Consider the following 19,108-nt stretch of genomic DNA (forward strand, 5'->3'; position numbering starts at 1 on the left):
TGGTATATGGAGTTTCAGATTTCAAACCGGATGCGCGGTATGAAGCCTTCAATCATCCGCGAGATTCTCAAGCAGATGAGCGATCCTGAATTGATCAGCTTTGCAGGCGGGAACCCGGCGGCGGATTCCTTTCCGGCGGCGGATATCGCACGCTTTTCCGCTGAACTGTTGGAAAACGATCCTGTCGGTGTGCTGCAGTATTCTGTGACCGAGGGCGTTCCCGCTGCACGGGAGGCTGTGCGCAAGTTTGCAAACCGTCATGACGAAGTTGTGAAGGATAACGACGATTTGATTCTTGTATCAGGAAGTCAGCAGATTCTGGATTTTGTGACCAAATGCCTTTGCAACGAAGGCGATGTGGTGGCGGTGGAAAATCCGGCGTTTTTAGGCGCGTTTTTGTCTTTCCGCTGCTATGGTGCCAAGCTGGTAGGGGTCTCCATGGAAGAGGATGGCGTGGATCTGACAGAACTGGAAAAAGTGTTTTCCGCCAATCCCAAGCCGCGGTTCTTCTATTGCATTCCCAATTTCCAGAATCCCACGGGGCGGACGATGAGCGCGGAAAAACGCAAGGCAGTCTATGAGCTGAGTGTGAAATATGGCGTGCCGATTTTGGAAGACGACCCCTATGGGGAACTGAGAATTTCCGGGCAGCCGGTTGCGCCGATCAAAAGTCTGGATATCACCGGAAATGTGATTTACGCGGCCAGCTTTTCCAAAATTATGTGCCCGGGCATGCGGCTGGCCTATTGTGTGTGCGACAAGGCTTTGATGAAAAGTCTCGTAATTGCGAAACAGGGAAGCGATGTGCACACCAACGTTTGGTCTCAGCGCATTTGTGCACAGCTGCTGACCCGCACGGATATGGATCGGCATATTGAAGAAATTCGCCAGATTTATCGTGAAAAAGCAGAGTATATGATGCGTCTGCTGGATGAAAAATGCCCGCAGATTCGCTATGTCCGTCCGGAAGGCGGGATGTTCCTGTGGGGAACACTGCCGGATGGAATCGATATGCAGGAATTTGTAAAAAGATGTCTGGAAAGAAAGCTTGCGGTCGTGCCGGGAAATGCTTTCCTGGTGGATGAAACACAGCCGTGTCAGAATTTCCGTATGAATTTTTCGACGCCGACAAAGGCGAATATTGAAAAAGGTGTAGAGATTATGGCAGCGGTTCTGGCGGAAATGGACCGTTGAGAATCAGGCCGCAGACCGGTCACGGGTCTGCGGCCTTTTTTGTTTACCGAAAACCCCCGGCTGTGCCGGGGAGTTCTCAAAAAGCTTTAGCGTTGCATAGGAAATAAAAACTCCTTTTGATACAATAAAGATGCGGTCTGCCAACTGCACTAAAGTATCAAAAGGAGGACAAAAGGCATGACGCCTAATGACAAGAATAGTTTAGCACATACAACATGGAACTGCAAATATCACATAGTATTTGCGCCGAAGTATCGCAGAAAAATCTTTTACAAAGAAAACCGTGTGGAAATAGGGAAGATATTGAGAGAATTATGCAATTGGAAACAAGTGAAAATAGTAGAGGCGGAAGTGTGTCCGGATCATATCCACATGCTGGTGGAAATACCGCCTAAGATGAGTGTATCCAGTTTCGTAGGTTTTCTCAAGGGGAAAAGCAGTCTGATCATTTTCGAGAGACATTCCAATTTGAAGTACAAATATGGAAACAGGCAGTTTTGGTGCCGTGGATACTATGTCGATACAGCAGGTAAGAACGCAAAGAAGATTGCGGAGTATATCCAAAACCAACTCAAAGAAGATCAGATTGAGGATCAGATGACCCTTAAAGAATACATAGACCCGTTTACGGGTAGCAAGTAATATTCTTTCGCAGGTGGCAGACCGTACCAACGCCTTTAGGCGTGGCTAGTATTTTAGGGCTTTGCCCGCTTCTGAAGAACCACCAGCTTCGCTGGTGGGTTACTATTTGAAAACTTTTTTGACCGGGAATATTTTCCAAAAGAGCGGGGCACACTCAAAGGCAGAACAGGAGTGTGCAAAGATGAGAAAATGGAAGCGATGGGAAATTTCATTGGCGGTTGGTATGATGCTGGCGATTCTGTGGACCCTGTTTTCGCCTTTTGAAAAAGCTTGCGATCAGGTGCGGCAGGATACGTTGCGCCTTCATATACTCGCAAATTCCGATTCGGATGAGGATCAGGCGTTGAAGCTTGCAGTGCGTGATGCTATTTTGGAAACGCAGGGAAGCCTTTTTGGAGCTGCAGATACCAAGGCTGAGGCCGTGGAGACCGCGTCCCGTCAGCTGGAGGATATTCAGCAGGTAGCCCAGCAGACTGTGCGGGATGCAGGATATTCCTATCCGGTAACCGTAAAGCTGGAAAATATCTATTTCGCCACTCGGGAATACGAGGACTTTACTCTTCCAGCTGGCCGGTATGATGCGGTGCGCGTCGAGATTGGCGAACACGAAGGCCACAACTGGTTCTGTGTTCTGTTTCCACCGCTCTGCGTCCCTGCGGCAGTAGACGCAGATGACACAGCCCAATATTCCGACGAGGAAGAGCAGGTGGTTAAGTCGCCTTATAAAATCAAATTTGCAGCGGTAGAGTTTCTGGAACAGATAAAAGAGAGCTTGACATCCGACTGAGAATGGAAACAGAAAGATTTTCAGGAATTTTGTGTTAACTTTTTGTCAATGTACTTGCAGTTCTCGCATATTTGGGGTAAAATAGGAACAGATCTATAGGTGAATCAACGGCGCGGGTGCGTCGGGCTTTGCCTAAATATAAGGAGGATGTATTCATTATGGCAGTTAAAGTTGCAATCAATGGTTTTGGCCGCATCGGCCGCCTGGCTTTCCGTCAGATGTTCGAGGCCGAGGGCTATGAGGTTGTTGCGATCAACGATCTGACCAGCCCCAAAATGCTGGCTCATCTGCTGAAGTATGATACCGCGCAGGGCAGCTTCGTGGGCAGAATCGGCGAGAACAAGCACACCGTCGAGTCCACGGAAGACTCCATTATTGTTGACGGCAAAGAGATCAAGATCTATGCCATTAAAGACGCAAAAGAGTGCCCCTGGGGCGAGCTGGGCATTGACGTAGTTCTGGAGTGCACCGGCTTCTACACCAGCAAAGAGAAATCCATGGCTCACATCGAAGCTGGCGCTAAGAAAGTTGTTATCTCTGCTCCGGCCGGCAACGACCTGAAGACCATCGTTTACAGCGTAAACGAGAAGACTCTGACAAAAGAGGATCAGGTTATTTCCGCTGCTTCCTGCACCACCAACTGCCTGGCTCCGATGGCTGATACCCTGAACAAAGCTTATCCTGTTGTTTCCGGCATCATGACCACTGTGCATGCTTATACCGGCGACCAGATGATTCTGGACGGCCCGCAGCGCAAAGGCGACCTGCGTCGTGCCCGCGCTGGTGCGCAGAACATCGTTCCCAACTCCACCGGTGCTGCGAAAGCCATCGGCCTGGTTATTCCCGAGCTGAACGGCAAACTGATCGGCTCTGCTCAGCGTGTGCCTGTTCCCACTGGCTCCACCACCATCCTGGTTGCGGTTGTCAAGGGCAAGGACGTCACCAAAGAGTCCATCAATGCTGCGATGAAAGCGGCTGCTTCCGAGAGCTTCGGCTACAATGAGGAGCAGATTGTTTCTTCTGACGTCATCGGCATGCGCTATGGCTCTCTGTTTGATGCCACGCAGACCATGGTCACCAAGATCGATGACGACACCTATCAGGTGCAGGTTGTGTCCTGGTACGACAACGAGAACTCTTATACTTCTCAGATGGTCCGCACCATCAAATACTTCGCCGAGCTGTAATTTGATTTTCAGCTTGCGGATAAAGTATTATTTGCTTGCAAAAAGCCCTCTTTCCAATTCGGAAAGAGGGCTTTTCTACGTTTTACATTGAGAATAGATTTAAAAGGAATTGTCGCGTCTAATTCATAGACGGATTGACCAAAATGCTCTTTTGGCCGAGGCACAGCAAGAATTTTTTGGCCGGTTTGCTGTTTTTGGAAAAGGTAATTGACAAGCTTGTTGGAATTACATAGAATAGGGAAGGTATAGCTGGGCGCAGAAGGTCCTGCTTCGCTGTGTGCAATGAGGCACGCCGTTTCCTTTTGGGAAAGGCGTGCTTTTTTACGGCCTGCTGCAACCTGCGGTACACAAAGATTTTGGAGGAATCATTTCATGAGTAAACCTGAAAACACGCAGCCGATTGATCATGACTATTCGCTGGAATGTGTTCCGCACTCCGCCAGAAAAACGTTTGTCCCCATGTTCTTCATCATGCTGGGATTTACGTTCTTCTCAGCCAGTATGAGCGTCGGTGCAAAGCTGGGCAATGGGTTGGATCTGTCCGGGTTTGTCTGGTCTGTGCTGCTGGGCGGCATTCTTCTGGGAGCTTATACAGGTGTGCTGGGTTACATCGGAAGCGAAACGGGTCTGTCGCTGGACATGCTGGCGCATCGGTCCTTTGGAAAACTGGGGTCGTATCTTCCGTCTGCGCTGATCAGCTTTACACAGATCGGTTGGTTTGGCGTGGGCATCGCCATGTTTGCGGTTCCGGCGGCTGAATTGCTGAATATCAGTCCGGCCATTTTGGTAGCTGCTGCGGGAATCTGCATGACCGCCTCTGCTTACTTCGGCATTAAAGGTCTGGAGATTGTCAGCTATGTGTCTGTTCCGCTGATTGCCGTACTGGGCATTTATTCGATGGTGACTGCTACGGTGGAAGGCGGTGGCCTGGAGGCGATTTTCAATCAGAATGTCGGCTCCCTGACTATTTTCGGCGGTATCGGTTTGGTAATCGGTTCCTTTGTCAGCGGCGGTACGGCAACGCCGAACTTTACACGCTTTGCAAAAACCAACCGCGTCGCAGTGGTGACTACTGTGGTAGCGTTTTTGCTGGGCAATACGCTGATGTTTGCATTTGGCGCTGTGGGCGGTGCTTTTACCGGTAAAGAAGATATTTTTTATGTGATGATTGCACAGGGCCTCGCTGTTCCCGCGCTGATTGTGCTGGGCGCGAATATTTGGACCACCAATGACAATGCGCTGTATACTTCCGGCTTGGGCCTTTCCAATATCACCAAAATTCGTAAGCGTCCGATGGTGCTGATTGCCGGTGTGATCGGAACAGTAGCGGCCCTGTGGCTTTATAACAATTTTGTGGGCTGGCTGAATTTCCTGAATGCAACGTTACCGCCGGTAGGTGCTTTGATTGCGCTGGACTTTTTCCTGCACCGTGCCGATTATGTGGAAGGCGTTCCGGCAAAACGCAATTTCAATTGGGGTTCCATTGCGGGTGTTGCAGTGGGCGCCCTTGTGGGAAACTATGTCACCTTCGGAATTGCATCCATCAATGCAATGGTGGCGGCTTGTGTGTGCTATCTGCTTGCAGGGCTGTTTGAAAAGAAGTAAAATAGAAGAAATTCCGCTGTGGAAAAAGAAAGGGGAATTGCGATGCTTCTGAAAAATCTGTACATTGAAAATGCGCAGGAACTGACCGATATCCGTGTGCTTGATGGAAAGTTTGCTGAGATTGCGCCGGCGCTTGCTCCCAACGAAAGCGAGGAGGTCATTGATTTTGGCGGAAAACTTGCGTTGCCGCCGTTTATCGAGTCGCATGTGCATCTTGATACCTGCCTGACAGCGGGAGATCCGGTATGGAATATGTCCGGAACGCTGTTTGAAGGCATTGAGTGCTGGGCCAAACGGAAAGACAAGCTGACCAAAGCCGATGTGCGCGACCGCGTGCAGCGTGCGGTTCGCATGCAGGCGGCCAACGGCATCCAGCATGTACGCACACATGTGGATGTGACGGACCCAAAACTTACAGCCATGGAAGCCATGCTGGAACTGAAGCAGGAATTGAAAGACGTGATGGATATCCAGGTCGTTGCATTTCCGCAGGAGGGGATCCTCAGCTATCCAAACGGCAAAGAGTTGATGGAAAATGCGGTTCGCATGGGCGCGGATGTTGTCGGCGCGATTCCTCATTTTGAGTTTACGCGGGAATACAGTGTGGAATCTCTGAATTTTGCCATGAAGCTGGCGGAGAAGTATGATCGCCTGGTTGATGTGCATTGCGACGAAATTGATGACGAAGCCTCCCGCGGTCTGGAGACGCTGGCAGCCCGTGCCTACGAGATGCAGATGTTTGACCGTGTGACCGCCAGCCATACCACTGCCATGCATTCTTACAACAATGCGTATGTGCTGCGCCTGATGCGTCTGCTGAAATTATCGCGCATCAATTTTGTGGCAAACCCGCTGGTCAATACGCATCTGCAGGGGCGCGTGGATACCTATCCGAAGCGCCGGGGCGTTACCCGTGTGCGTGAACTGACACAGGAAGGGCTGAATGTTTCCTTCGGTCATGATGATATTTTTGATCCGTGGTATCCTCTTGGAAACGGCAATCTGCGCGATGTGGTTTTCATGGGACTTCATGTGTGTCAGATGATGGGGTACGAAGAAATCATGAATGCGTATCGCTTTATCTCAACCAATGCGGCGCGCACGCTGCATCTGGGGGACCAATACGGAATCCGTGTGGGGAATCCTGCGGACCTGATTGTATTGGATGCCAAGAACTATTACGATGCGCTCAACTACAATTCACCGGTACTTCGTTCGTACAAAAACGGTCGCCTGATTGCACAGGCCGAGCCGGAAAGAAAAAATGTTCTGTTTTGAAAAAGATCCCCTGGCATTGCCGGGGGATCTTTTTACATTTCAACGGGTTTTACTATGCAGAAATTGTGAAAAATGGTATACTAAATCATAAGAATGACTTTTGGAAGGAGTGCGCTTATGGCGCATCGAAAATTATTTCTGAAAACCTTGGGAATCAGTGCACTGCTGGTAATTGCCACAGGGGCTTTGCTGGCGTTGGCTGATTATTTTTCGGCTGTGCGCGGCATCTGTATGGCAGTGGGATTTCTGGTCAGCACAGTGGCTCTTCGCCTTTTGTTTAAAGCCTGGGAAAGCGCGCCGCAGCTGTCTGCGGTAGGTGCTTTCTACATTCTTCGCCTTCTGGTGGAGTTTGGCGCGGTGCTGGTATCTTTGTTTATTCCGGGAGCAGACCCGGTGGGGGTGCTGATCCCACAGCTGTTTGGGCTCCCGGTTTTGGCAGTGCTTATGGCCGTTGACAAAAATGTATAAAAGGAGAGAACGCGATGATTGAAAATCGGACGGTAGCCGCGATCATAGTCGCGGCAGGCAGTTCTACCCGTATGGGGTTCGATAAATTGATGTATGATTTGGATGGACAGACGGTTCTGGAAAAAAGTCTGCAGGCGTTTGATATGCATCCTGCCATTGACGAACTGGTGGTTGTTGTGGGAGAGAACGCCGAAAAGGCAGAGCCGCTGATCCGAAAGATCCACAAGCCGGTTCGTTTGGTGCGTGGCGGTGCTACACGTGCCTTGAGTGTGCAGAACGGCCTTGCTGAGATCAAAGCAGATTTTGTGGCCGTTCACGATGCGGCCCGGCCCTTTGTCAGTCAGGCAGTTATTACCGCGGCGCTGAATGCGGCGTTTCGCATGGGGGCTGCTGCGCCGGCTGTTCCCGTAAAGGATACCGTAAAGGTGATCGGGGCGGACGGAATGGTGAAATATACGCCGGACCGCAGCGGGCTTTATGCTGTGCAGACACCGCAGTGTTTTCGTACGGACCTGTATCGGAAGGCTTTGCGGGCAGTTTCAAATGGGGATGTAACGGACGATTGTTCTATACTGGAGATGGCAGGGGTCCCGGTTCAGCTGACGCAGGGGGACTATGCCAATCACAAAATTACAACACGGGAAGATCTTCCCGCGAAAAGGGAGGAACGCCAAATGCGCGTTGGGCATGGGTATGACGTGCACCGTCTGGTGGAAGAGCGCAAGCTGATTTTGGGCGGGGTGGAGATCCCGTTTGAAAAGGGCCTGTTGGGCCATTCGGATGCCGATGTCCTGACACATGCGGTTATGGATGCACTGCTGGGCGCGGCTGCGCTGGGGGACATTGGTCACCTTTTCCCTGATAACGATCCGTCTTATGAAGGGGCGGACAGCATTGAACTTTTGAAAAAAGTGAAAGAAGTGCTGGACGAACAGGGCTGGCGCGCAGAAAATCTGGACGCGACCATCCTTTGCCAGGCTCCCAAGCTGGCGCCGCACATTGCTGCCATGCGGGAGAACCTTGCCGGTGCACTGGGGCTGGATGTGCAGGCGGTATCTGTAAAAGCAACAACCGAGGAAAAGCTGGGCTTTACCGGAGCCGGAGAAGGAATTGCCGCACATTGCGTATGCCTTTTGGAACGCAGGGGCACCCGTTTGTGAAAAAATTTTTCCCTGTACGGCGTTTTATGATTATGGTATACTAAATAATGGCTTATTTTGAGAGAAGGGCGGTGCCAATATGGGTTTGAAAGGCATCTGGTATGATATGTTTACCCTGTTTCATGTGAACGTTGGGCTTTCCGATATTTTGGATATTGCAGTTGTGGCGTTCCTGGTATATGAGTTGATTCGCCTGATCAATCAAACACATACGGCACAGATCGCCAAAGGAATTCTGGTGCTGATTTTTACATTTGTCGTGGCGAAAATTTGCGATTTTCGCACATTGCAGTGGTTGATCAACAGTGTGATGAGTTTCGGGTTGATCGCAGTGGTTATTGTGTTCCAACCGGAACTTCGCCGTGCGCTGGAACAGGTGGGCCGTACCAATTTTTTTGGTATGCAGCTGTTTCGAAGCAAAGTAAATCCGGCGGATTTGCGTGAAGTATGGCAGAATGCCATTGTGTCGGTGTGCGATGCTGCCGAGCAGATGTCTGATACACGGACAGGAGCGCTGATGGTGTTGGAGCGGCGCACCAACCTGTCGGAAATTATCAAGACAGGCACTGTCCTGAACGCAGATATTACGCCGGAAATTCTGGAGACGATTTTTTATGAGGGAACGGCGCTGCATGACGGAGCGGTAGTTGTGCGCGACGGACGCATTGAGGCGGCCGGCTGTGTGCTTCCTTTGTCCAATAATCTGGAGATTGGCAAGGACATGGGAACGCGGCACCGCGCTGCGCTGGGAATGAGCGAGAACTCCGATGCAGTGGTTGTGGTGGTCAGCGAGGAAACAGGAATCATTTCTATGGCCAAAAACGGCGTTTTGATTCGGCGGCTGGATCGTCAGAACCTGTTCAATATGCTGCAGGGAGATATGGTCCCGCCGCAAACCGAAGAGAAAAAGCAGCCTTTCTGGAGGAAAAAGCATGAAAGCTAAGAAAAATTATTTTGAAAAGCTGTTTTCCGACAAGCGTTTCACCATTGTTTTCTCTATCTTGATCGCAATTGGGCTGTGGTTTGTTGTGCGTTCGATCATCAATCCCAACAGCATTGCGACGATCCGCAATGTGAAAGTGAATTACGACTACAATTCAGCTGCGTATCTCAGTCAGGGACTGGATATTGTGGAAAAAGACACGGAAGACAAAAGCGTTACCATTTCGGGAGACGATAACCAGATCAGCGGGGTGGAGGCGGAAGATATTCTTCTGTATCCCAATTATTCGCAGGTCAACGGGCCTGGCACTTATACGCTGAAATTGGTGGCAACACAGGCGGACTCCCTGCTGAACAGCCGTTCTTACGATTTTAACGAAATCAGCCCCAGCGCTTATGTGCAGGTCACCTTCGACAAGGTATCTACAAAGAAATTTACAATTACGGTCAATGCCAGCGGGATCGATCCCGAAGACGGCTATTATGTGGATACTCCGGTGGCATCACCTGCGGAAGTGACGGTGCGCGGCCCGGAAAGTGTCGTCAACAGCATCGATAAGGTGATGGCCAATGTCACGCTGAATGAGAAGAGAACGGAATCTGCTCTGACCACGGCGCAGCTGGAATTTTTGGATAAAGAAGGCAATCCTGTGGATTCCACCTATCTGACCATGGATGTAAGCCAGGTGGAAGTGACCATTCCGGTGCTGAAAATCAAGGAGGTTCCGCTGACGGTGGAGTACACGCATGTACCTGTGGGATACGATGTGGAAGTGCTGAATCCTACATTATCGCAGGAGACCATCCGCGTGGCCGGTTCCGCCGAGCAGGTGGACGCACTGGAGAGCATCAATGCCGGCTATATTGATTTGGCAAAATTGCAGCTGGGAACCAGCGTTGACCTGAGTACTGAGTTGCCGGACGGGCTGCGAAACATTGATTCAGTCCAGAAAGTGACGGTCAGTTTCAATACCATGGGCTTTACCACACGTACCATTTCGGTCAGTGAAATTCGCGTGGTCAACGCCGCCAGTGGAACCACGGTGACGCCCTCGGTGGGACGCATCAACAATGTGACGCTGATTGGACGCGAAGATGAATTGGAAGAGTTGAGCGAGTCCAGTGTAGTGGCACAAATCGACGCATCACCCACCAATGTCAGTGTGACCAAAGGGCAGCAGAACATGGAAGTGGAAATCATTGTCCCGGGTACAGAGACCGTGTTTGCCACAGGAACCTATACAGTGCTGTGCGACATCAGCACAGGAGCGTAACAAGAATGCTTTTGGTAAAAGAAATTCGTCTGCCCCTGGAATGCGGGCAGGCACAGGCCGTGGATGCGGCTTTGAAGCGGCTGCATCTGACACAAGGGCAAATCGCCGGCGCGGAGATTTATAAAATCTCTGTGGATGCCCGTCGCGGAAGACCGGTGCTGGTCTATACAGTGGCGGTAGAGCTGGGACAAAAGGGTGCAGAGCGTTCCTTTGAGGGCTTTGCACCCTCTGTTTCGATTTTGAATAAGCAGACGTTTTCGATTGGAACCGGCAGTACGGTGCTGGAACATCCGCCGGTGGTGTGCGGGCTGGGACCGGCTGGGCTGTTCGCGGCGCTGGTGCTGGCCCGGCAGGGATTTCGTCCGGTGGTGCTGGAGCGCGGCCCGGAGATGGAACGTCGGATGAAGCAGGTGCTGGGATTTTATGAGAGCGGCTGCTTAGATGAAAATGCAAATATCCAGTTCGGAGAAGGAGGCGCGGGAACCTTTTCCGACGGCAAGCTGACGACCCGCATTCATGATCCGCTGTGCGGGTTTGTGATGGACACGCTTTTGGAGCATGGCGCGCCCCGAGAAATTGCGGTACGTCAGAAACCGCACATCGGTACCGACCGTTTGCGGGATGTGATTGTTTCGATTCGCAATGAGATTCTTTCTCTGGGCGGTCAGGTGTTTTTTGACACAGCTTTGACGGGTTTGTGTGTGAAAAATGGCGTGTTGACCGGCGTGCGCACATCATCCGGAGAAATTCCTTGTGAAACGTTGGTTTTAGCAGTAGGCCATTCGGCGCGTGACACGTTTGAGATGTTGTTTGAAACCGGCCTGCGCCCGCAGGCCAAACCGTTTTCGGTGGGGTTCCGGGCAGAGCACTTGCAGAGCTGCATCGAAGAGAGCCTGTATCATGAGGCAGCGGGACATCCGGCGCTTCCGCGAGGCGAGTATCAGCTTTCTCATCACGTAGGAAAGCGGTGCGTGTATACATTCTGCATGTGCCCCGGCGGTCAGGTGGTTGCCGCCGCCAGTGAGAAAGACCGAGTGGTGACCAACGGAATGAGCTTTCACGCCCGGGATGGCAAAAACGCCAATGCCGCCGTGGTGGTCAGCGTCAGCGACGCAGATTTCGGCGGCGATGCGCGCGAGGCAATTGCGTTTCAGCGTGCATTGGAGACGCGGGCGTTTCAGGCGGGCGGCGGTGGCTATACTGCTCCGGCGGAAAACGTGCGCAGCTTTCTGAATGGCGAGGGCAGATTGCGCATCACCAGTGTGCAGCCGACTTATCCGCGCGGGGTTCACGCTGCTGATTTGGGGGCGCTGCTCCCGGATGAGCTGGCAAGTGCACTTCGAACCGGCCTTTCCGCCTTTGAACGAAAACTGCGGGGCTACACGGCGCCGGAAGCTGTTTTGACGGGTCTGGAGACACGCACATCCAGTCCGGTCCGCCTTGTGCGCGGTGAGAATATGGAGAGCGTGGATCTGCCGGGGCTGTATCCCTGCGGGGAAGGCGCTGGCTATGCCGGCGGAATTGTTTCGGCGGCGGTAGACGGAGTTCGTGTTGCACGGACCATTGCGGAATATTATCGGCCAAGCCGGGCCTGATGGAGGAGTCGGAATGTCTGGCAAACGACAGGATTGGGAAAAAGATTTGGAACGGGAACTTTCTGATGCGGGAAGAGAACTGGAATCGGCCATGCGGGATTTTGCCGGTGCCTTCCAAAGCAACGTTGCACCTGTGCTGAAGAATGCATCGCGCTCCTTTGGAAGAGCGGTGCGGGACGCAGCGCTGGAACTGGGCGATGCGGTGCAGGAGTCTACGGCCCCTGCCAGAGCGCGCCGGAAAAAGGAAAAACGCATGAAGCAGTTGCGGGATAACTATAAGGCGCTGGAAGGCACGGCTTTGGGGCTGGGGATCACAGCGTTTATTATGCTGGCTGTTTCAGGAATGGTTCTTTTATCAGGCGAGACGGACGTCAGTGCCTGGGGCGTGACGACAGTGATGGCGGCTGCATTTGCCATTCCTGCGGCCATTTGTCAGATGAAAAGTTACCCGGCCCGTCGTCTGGTGGCGTATCATCAGCTTCTGGAGGGGCGCAGTTACTGTAAGATGGAAGAGTTTTCGGCAGCGGTGGACCTCCCGGTGGAAAAGACGCGCCGGGAGATACGCCATATGATGCAGCAGGGGAATTTTGAAGGCATGTTTCTGGCGCCGGACGCTTCCCGGATTTTCACCAATCGTGCGGCGTACGCTGCTTATCTGGCACAGCAATCGGCTCAAAGCGAGGCGCAGACGGTACAGTCTCAGGCACAGCCTGCCAGCGCCACACTGGCCGATCTTCGCTCTTTTTGGATGGGGCTTCGCACTGAAAAACAAAAACTCAGCGAAGAAGCGATATTGGCCGAAGTGGAAAAGCTGGATGCGCAGACAGCGCAGCTGATTGCCTGGCTGGAAATGCACCCGGCGGATGAGAACGATGTGAGAAGATTTACGACGTACTATCTGCCGACAACGCTGAAACTTCTGCGCACCTACAATGAAGTGGGGGACAAAAGCGGCGAAAGCCGTGCGGCGGCGCAGATTGAGGCGGATATTATGCGCATCCTGGGAACCATCAATACCGCTTTCCGCACGCTGCAGGACGGTTTGCTGCAGGATACGGCGCTGGATGTTTCCGCTGAGGTGTCTGCCATGGAGACGGTCCTGGCGCAGGACGGGCTGACACCGGATGAATTATCACGTACACTGGAAAAAGGACAGCTGTCCTGAGGAGGGAATCAGAGTGGAAATCTTCTTTTTGATTGTGATTTTGGCGGTGGTTTTGCCCCGCCTGAAGAATGTGTCCACTCCCAAAAAGTTTACCGATTGCGGCGCAAAGTATTATGCGCCGCAGCTGAAGACGGCGGCTTCTGCGGCGCATTTGTTCACAGATGACAAGAATCTGAATCAGAAAATGCTGCTGGCCGGACTGGTCGGAGTCGGCGGGGCGGCCATGGCAGTGCTGATGCTTTGCGTTCTGTTGTTTCAGGCCGGAAATGAAGCGTGGCTGCTTTATTCCGTTCCGTCTGCCATTGAGTATGTGGCGGGGCTGGCCGAATTTGGCCTGTTGACGGCAGTGTTTGGAAAAGTGTCGCGGATCGGCTTCAAATGGCTGGAGCGCATGAAGAATTACAAGCTGTACCGTGAGATCATCAATGTGCAGGAGATGTGCCCGCTGGCGGATATTGCACGGGCCAGCGGCCGGTCGGTGGAAACAGTGCGGCAGGATTTGAAAGATATGGTGCAGCGCGGTTATTTTCCCTTTGGTTTTGTAGACGAAGACAGCGGCTGCTTTTATGCGAATAATACTGTTTGGCGGCTGCAAAATCCGGAGCGCGCCAAGAAGCAGGACGAGCAGAGTCAGCGAAAAAAACGCACCACGAAGAAAACAGCGCAGAAAAAGCAGGAGCCCGTATCGGACAGCGAGGAGTTTTTGAAAGAGATGAAGCGGCAGCTGGCCGACATTGACAACGAGGAAATCCGGGAGAAGGCACAGGATATCTACAATCAGGCGGAAGGCATTTTTGCCTGGGTAAAAGCACATCCGGATTGCGATGACGACGTGCGCCGTTTTTGCGATTACTATTTGCCTACAACCATCAAACTTCTGAAAACATACAATGAGGTGGAACCTCACGCCGCCAGCAGTGAAGTGGCCGCCGGCATTCAAAAAGAGGTGTCCGGCGTGCTGGACCCGGTGACTGCGGCATTTCACAACCTGCTGGATAATTTGCTGAAAGATACGGCCATGGACATATCGGTGGAAGTGAGTGCCCTGGAAAGCGTATTCAACCAGGATGGCCTGGCACAGGACCAGATAAAGGTGCCTGTGGAGAAATGAGAAGGAGAGCAATGTTATGATCTATCATCCCTGGCGGGTAAGCCGTCCCGATGCACAGACTGCGGCCCGGCTGAGTGCGGCTGTGGGACAGCCGCTTTTGGTGGGAAAGGTGCTGGCAGCGCGTGGTGTGTGTGATTCGCAGGAGGCGGTTCGCAGATGTGGAGATGGTCAGCTCCTCAGCGATCCTTTTTTGCTGGCGGGTATGGAACAGGCTGTGGACAGAATCCACAGAGCCATCGATGACGGCGAGAGAATCGTTGTGTTTGGAGACTATGATGTGGACGGTGTGACGGCCACAGCCTTGCTGTATACGTATCTGGACGCTGCGGGAGCAGAAGTGTATTACAAACTGCCCAGCCGTGATGAAGACGGCTACGGCCTTTCTGCCAACGCAGTAGAGCAGATGGCAGAGAAAGAGGTCGGACTGGTCATCACGGTGGACAATGGAATCTCCGCCAACGAAGCCATTGCACTGGCAGTGGAAAAAGGCATGGATGTCGTGGTGACGGACCATCACCTGCCGCCGGCCGTTCTTCCGCAGGCAGCAGCGCTGGTCGATCCGCAGCTACCTTTTGACAAAAGTCCCTGCAAAAGTCTTTCCGGCGCGGGCGTGGCTTTTAAGCTGGTGTGCGCGCTGGATGCGGCCGACCCGGCGGAGATGCTGCCTTATTATGGCGATTTGGCAGCCATCGGCACGGTGGCGGACATCATGAATCTGGAAGGAGAAAACAGAACCATTGTCAAAGCGGGTTTGTCTCTTCTTCAGAACACAGACCGCCCGGGGCTGGCTGCCCTGATCTCTCAGTGCGGGCTGGAAGGCAAGGAGCTTACCGCAGAAAATGTGTCCTTCGGCCTGGCACCGCGTTTGAATGCGGCAGGTCGGATGGACTCTGCCACAGTGGCGCTCCGGTTGCTGCTCAGCGATGACGAGGAAGAAGCAACGCTTTTGGCACAGGAACTGGATGATAAAAATGCTGCCCGGCAGAAGGCGGAGCAGGAAATTTCACAGATTGTACTGGAGCAGCTGACCGCAGATCCTACGTATCAGTCGGATCGGATTCTGGTGGCCTGGGGCGACGGATTCCACCCGGGTGTGATTGGAATTGTAGCTTCGCGCATTGCGGAACGTATGGGAAAGCCTGCGATTATCATTTCTGTGGACGAGAACGGAGAGGGAAAAGGTTCCGGGCGTTCCCAGGAAGGTATTTCACTTTATGAGGCCATCGCTTCCTGCGAGCAATTGTTGATTCGGTTTGGCGGGCACGCCTCGGCGGCCGGCCTCTCGATTCGTCGGGAAAATTTGCCCGCATTTCGGAAAGCCATCAATCTTTGGGCTGCCGCGCACCATCCGGTGGTCGATGTGCCGGCAATTGTGGCGGATGCGCTGGTCGCGCTGAACGAGATTTCTGAGCAGGAGGTCGCTGCACTGAGTGTGCTGGCGCCTTTTGGAAACGGCAACCCTGCCCCGCTGTTTTTAGTGGAAAATGCTTTGGTGGATGCGGTTTACCCTGTCAGCGAGGGAAAGCATTGCCGCGTTCGGCTTCGGCAGAACGGCAGTATTTTGAATGCGGTATTCTTCGGGAAGGGGCCGGATGCGCTGGGATATGTGCCCGGAGATACCGTGGATGTATTGGTGGCACTTTCCATTTTTGAGGGGAGAAACGGTGTCATGGTTTCCGCCCGCATCAAGGATCTGCGGCCTGCGGGAATGGGCGAAGAGCATGCGCAGCTGGCCCAGTGGGCAGACGCATTTTGCAGCGGCGCCGCGCTGGAAGAAGCACAGCGCCGGGCGATTACCCCTGTTCGTGCGGACACGGCCGGCGTTTATCGGTTCCTGGCGGCGCATCCGCAGGGCCTTTCGGAGAGCGATTTGCGCCCGTTGTTTGCAAAATTCGGGGCGGGAAGCGCTGGGAAAGTAATCATTTCGCTTAAAGCTCTGGAGCAGCTGTCTTTGATCGAGAACAAAAACGGATGCTGGCGGCTGCTTCCGGTGAAAGAGAAAAAAGATCTTTTCAGTGCGCCTGTGTTACAAAAGTTAGAGGAGTGACTTTGTATGGAAAAGCCGTCTGTGCTCACATATGAAGATTTGAAGAAATTGACGGAAGAGTCCGGCAAACCATACGACATGGAAAAAATTGAGCGTGCCTACGAAATGGCGCGCAATGCGCACCAGGATCAGCGCCGCCTGTCGGGCGAGCTGTACATCAGCCATCCCATTGCGGTGGCCTGTCTGGTGGTGAACCTTGGCCTGGATACGGATTCCGTGATTGCCGCGCTTTTGCATGACGTGGTGGAGGATACGGGTCTGTCTTTGGACACACTGCGCCAGAATTTTGGTGCAGACGTGGTGCTTCTGGTAGATGGCGTGACCAAATTGGGCAAAATCAAGTTTTCCTCCATGGAAGAACAGCAGGCGGAAAACCTGCGCAAGATGCTGATGGCCATGTCCAAAGACGTACGTGTCATGCTGGTGAAGCTGTGCGACCGGCTGCACAATATGCGCACCGGCGATGCATGGCCGGAACAGAAGCGGCGCGACAAAGCCCTGGAAACCATGGAAGTGTATGCTCCCATTGCACATCGTCTGGGAATCAGCAGTATTAAGGAAGAGCTGGAAGACCGAAGCCTTCAGTATCTGGATCCGGTGGGATACGAGGAGATTCGGTCCTACCTGGCGAAAAACGGAAGCGCCGAGCAGTTTATTGCGGGCATTGTAGAGCGCATCCGCGAACATCTGGCCCAGAACGGAATGGAAAAATGCTTTATTAAAAAACGCATCAAAAGCGTATATGGCATTTACCGGAAGATGTACATGCAGAATCGCACTTTCGAGGAGATTTACGATGTTTACGCGGTGCGCATCATTCTGGACACGGTGAGCGAGTGCTACAATGCGCTGGGTGTGATTCACGACATGTATCATCCGATCCCCAGCCGCTTTAAGGACTATATTTCAACTCCGAAGCCCAATATGTATCAGTCCCTGCATACCACGGTACTGGGACATGAAGGAATCCCTTTTGAAGTGCAGATCCGCACCTGGGAGATGGATCAGACGGCGGAATATGGCGTTGCCGCGCACTGGAAGTACAAAGCGGGTGTTACGTCGGACAATAAGCAGCTGGATGACCGTGTTGCCTGGGTTCGCCAGCTTCTGGAGAGCCAGAGGGAGAGCGATGACGCAGGTGACCTGCTGCGTGAGATCAAGTCCGAACTTCTGCCGGAAGAGGTGTTTGCCTTTACGCCAAAAGGCGATGTCATCAACCTGCCTACCGGAGCGACGGCCATTGATTTTGCCTATGCCATTCACTCGGCGGTGGGCAACCGCATGATCGGTGCCAAGGCCAACGGACGAATTGTGCCCATTGATCACAAGGTGGTAACAGGCGAGATCATTGAGATCATTACAGGACCCAAGGATAAAGGTCCCAGCCGTGACTGGCTGAACATCGTCACGACCAGTGAGGCGAAAAACAAGATCCGCAACTGGTTCAAAAAGGAGCGCAAGGAAGAAAACATCGCCGAGGGAAAAGCGGCGTTGGAAAAAGAGATGCGCCGCAATTTGATCACGGTGCCGGAAGATAAGTACGACGAGTTTATGACGGAGATCGCACACCGGATGCGCCTCAATACCGTTGAAGAGATGTATGCGGCGCTGGGGTACGGCGGCATTCAGCTGTCCCGGTTGATGATCCGTGTAAAGGACGAATATTCCAAGCTCGTACGGGAAAACACGCCGACAACGGTGTTCAAGGTCCCGTTGAAAAAGCATAAGTCCAGTGAAGGCGTTTTGGTGGAAGGCATGGACGATTGTCTGGTCAAATTCGCCAAGTGCTGCAACCCGCTGCCCGGAGACGATATCATTGGCTTCGTCACCCGCGGGTTCGGCGTGTCCATTCACAAGCGTGACTGCCCCAACGTTCGCATGGGACTGGAAGGCGAAGATGCGCCGCGCTGGGTGCGGGCACATTGGGCCGAGGGCGTAAAAGAAAGCTTCAAGTCTTCACTGGAGATCTCGGCCATTGACCGTGACGGCCTGATGGCAGATGTTGCAGGCCTGATTGCAGAGATGCACCTGCCCTGCTATGCGATTTCGGCCCGCCAGCTTTCGGACGGACGCGCCACCATGTCGCTGACGGTGGGTGTAAACAATACAGAGCATTTGAACACGGTGATCGCGCGGCTGAAAAAAATCCGCAGCGTTACAAGTATCATCCGTGTGTGATCGCTGAGGGGGAAAGCATGAAGGCAGTTCTTCAAAGAGTTCGTTCTGCCAGTGTGGTCATCAATGGAGCGGAAACCCGTTCCATCGGCCCGGGACTGGTCATTTTGCTGGGGGTTTCCGATACGGACTCCACGGCAATGTGCGAAAAGCTGGCACGCAAATGTGCAGGATTGCGCATTTTTAATGATGAAAACGGCAATCTGAATGTTTCCGCTGAAGAAAAGGGATACGAGGCAATGATTATCTCCAATTTTACTTTGTACGGAGATACCAAAAAGGGCAAGCGACCCAGCTTTATTCGTGCCGCCAAGCCGCCGCTCTCGGTGGATTGTTATGAGGAGTTTGTTCGGCAGATGCATCAAACGGGTCTGCGCCGTGTGGTCACTGGCGAATTCGGAGCGGATATGCAGGTTTCGCTGGTCAACGACGGCCCGGTCACCATTGTGATTGAAACAGATGACTGGAGCCGGTAGGA

16 protein-coding genes are annotated in these 19,108 nt (G+C 52.9%); all 16 read left to right on the top strand.

What is annotated here, in order from left to right; translation table 11 throughout:
• The first annotated feature begins 6 nt into the window (after positions 1 to 6).
• The 16 genes from ACKTS9_RS17075 (at position 7) to dtd (ending at position 19,106) form a co-directional block, all read left to right on the top strand.
• Positions 7 to 1,194 carry a PLP-dependent aminotransferase family protein gene (locus ACKTS9_RS17075; RefSeq protein WP_407881881.1) on the top strand — a complete coding sequence of 396 codons (1,188 nt, stop codon included), beginning with the start codon at positions 7 to 9 and terminating at the stop codon, positions 1,192 to 1,194.
• A gap of 177 nt (positions 1,195 to 1,371) precedes the next feature.
• Positions 1,372 to 1,836: an IS200/IS605 family transposase gene (gene tnpA / locus ACKTS9_RS17080; RefSeq protein ID WP_349215395.1), complete on the top strand. Its 465-nt coding sequence runs from the start codon at positions 1,372 to 1,374 to the stop codon at positions 1,834 to 1,836.
• Between the two features lie 181 nt (positions 1,837 to 2,017).
• On the top strand, positions 2,018 to 2,623 hold the full coding sequence (locus ACKTS9_RS17085) for a stage II sporulation protein R (protein WP_349215212.1): 606 nt from the start codon (positions 2,018 to 2,020) through the stop codon (positions 2,621 to 2,623).
• A 158-nt stretch (positions 2,624 to 2,781) separates the two neighbouring features.
• Positions 2,782 to 3,810, top strand: coding sequence for a type I glyceraldehyde-3-phosphate dehydrogenase (gap, locus tag ACKTS9_RS17090; protein WP_349215213.1), 1,029 nt, complete (start codon positions 2,782 to 2,784; stop codon positions 3,808 to 3,810).
• Between the two features lie 372 nt (positions 3,811 to 4,182).
• Positions 4,183 to 5,415 (top strand): cytosine permease, encoded by a 1,233-nt coding sequence (gene codB, locus ACKTS9_RS17095; protein WP_349215214.1) that lies wholly within the window; start codon positions 4,183 to 4,185, stop codon positions 5,413 to 5,415.
• Positions 5,416 to 5,457: 42 nt separating this feature from the next.
• Positions 5,458 to 6,693, top strand: a complete 1,236-nt coding sequence (gene codA / locus ACKTS9_RS17100) for a cytosine deaminase (protein ID WP_349215215.1) — start codon at positions 5,458 to 5,460, stop codon at positions 6,691 to 6,693.
• 117 nt (positions 6,694 to 6,810) lie between these two features.
• Entirely contained in the window at positions 6,811 to 7,161 is a 351-nt protein-coding gene (locus tag ACKTS9_RS17105; RefSeq protein ID WP_407881882.1) for a hypothetical protein, read from the top strand.
• 14 nt (positions 7,162 to 7,175) lie between these two features.
• Positions 7,176 to 8,321 carry a 2-C-methyl-D-erythritol 2,4-cyclodiphosphate synthase gene (ispF, locus tag ACKTS9_RS17110; protein WP_407881883.1) on the top strand — a complete coding sequence of 382 codons (1,146 nt, stop codon included), beginning with the start codon at positions 7,176 to 7,178 and terminating at the stop codon, positions 8,319 to 8,321.
• A 79-nt stretch (positions 8,322 to 8,400) separates the two neighbouring features.
• The gene (cdaA, locus tag ACKTS9_RS17115; RefSeq protein ID WP_349215218.1) at positions 8,401 to 9,264 is read left to right on the top strand and encodes a diadenylate cyclase CdaA; all 864 of its coding nucleotides are present in this window, start codon (positions 8,401 to 8,403) and stop codon (positions 9,262 to 9,264) included.
• Positions 9,254 to 10,537: a YbbR-like domain-containing protein gene (locus ACKTS9_RS17120; RefSeq protein ID WP_407881884.1), complete on the top strand. Its 1,284-nt coding sequence runs from the start codon at positions 9,254 to 9,256 to the stop codon at positions 10,535 to 10,537. The genes cdaA and ACKTS9_RS17120 overlap by 11 nt, the downstream gene beginning before the upstream one ends.
• A 5-nt stretch (positions 10,538 to 10,542) precedes the next feature.
• Positions 10,543 to 12,132 carry an NAD(P)/FAD-dependent oxidoreductase gene (locus ACKTS9_RS17125; protein ID WP_407881885.1) on the top strand — a complete coding sequence of 530 codons (1,590 nt, stop codon included), beginning with the start codon at positions 10,543 to 10,545 and terminating at the stop codon, positions 12,130 to 12,132.
• A gap of 13 nt (positions 12,133 to 12,145) precedes the next feature.
• Entirely contained in the window at positions 12,146 to 13,297 is a 1,152-nt protein-coding gene (locus ACKTS9_RS17130; RefSeq protein ID WP_407881886.1) for a hypothetical protein, read from the top strand.
• 13 nt (positions 13,298 to 13,310) lie between these two features.
• Positions 13,311 to 14,408: a 5-bromo-4-chloroindolyl phosphate hydrolysis family protein gene (locus ACKTS9_RS17135; RefSeq protein WP_407881887.1), complete on the top strand. Its 1,098-nt coding sequence runs from the start codon at positions 13,311 to 13,313 to the stop codon at positions 14,406 to 14,408.
• A 16-nt stretch (positions 14,409 to 14,424) separates the two neighbouring features.
• Positions 14,425 to 16,455, top strand: a complete 2,031-nt coding sequence (gene recJ, locus ACKTS9_RS17140) for a single-stranded-DNA-specific exonuclease RecJ (RefSeq protein ID WP_407881888.1) — start codon at positions 14,425 to 14,427, stop codon at positions 16,453 to 16,455.
• Between the two features lie 6 nt (positions 16,456 to 16,461).
• Positions 16,462 to 18,633 (top strand): RelA/SpoT family protein, encoded by a 2,172-nt coding sequence (locus ACKTS9_RS17145; protein WP_349215224.1) that lies wholly within the window; start codon positions 16,462 to 16,464, stop codon positions 18,631 to 18,633.
• A gap of 17 nt (positions 18,634 to 18,650) precedes the next feature.
• Positions 18,651 to 19,106: a D-aminoacyl-tRNA deacylase gene (gene dtd, locus ACKTS9_RS17150; RefSeq protein ID WP_407881889.1), complete on the top strand. Its 456-nt coding sequence runs from the start codon at positions 18,651 to 18,653 to the stop codon at positions 19,104 to 19,106.
• Positions 19,107 to 19,108 lie beyond the last annotated feature (2 nt).

Source organism: Owariibacterium komagatae, from assembly GCF_045865535.1.
Taxonomy (GTDB): Bacteria; Bacillota; Clostridia; order Oscillospirales; family Ruminococcaceae; genus Ruthenibacterium; species Ruthenibacterium komagatae.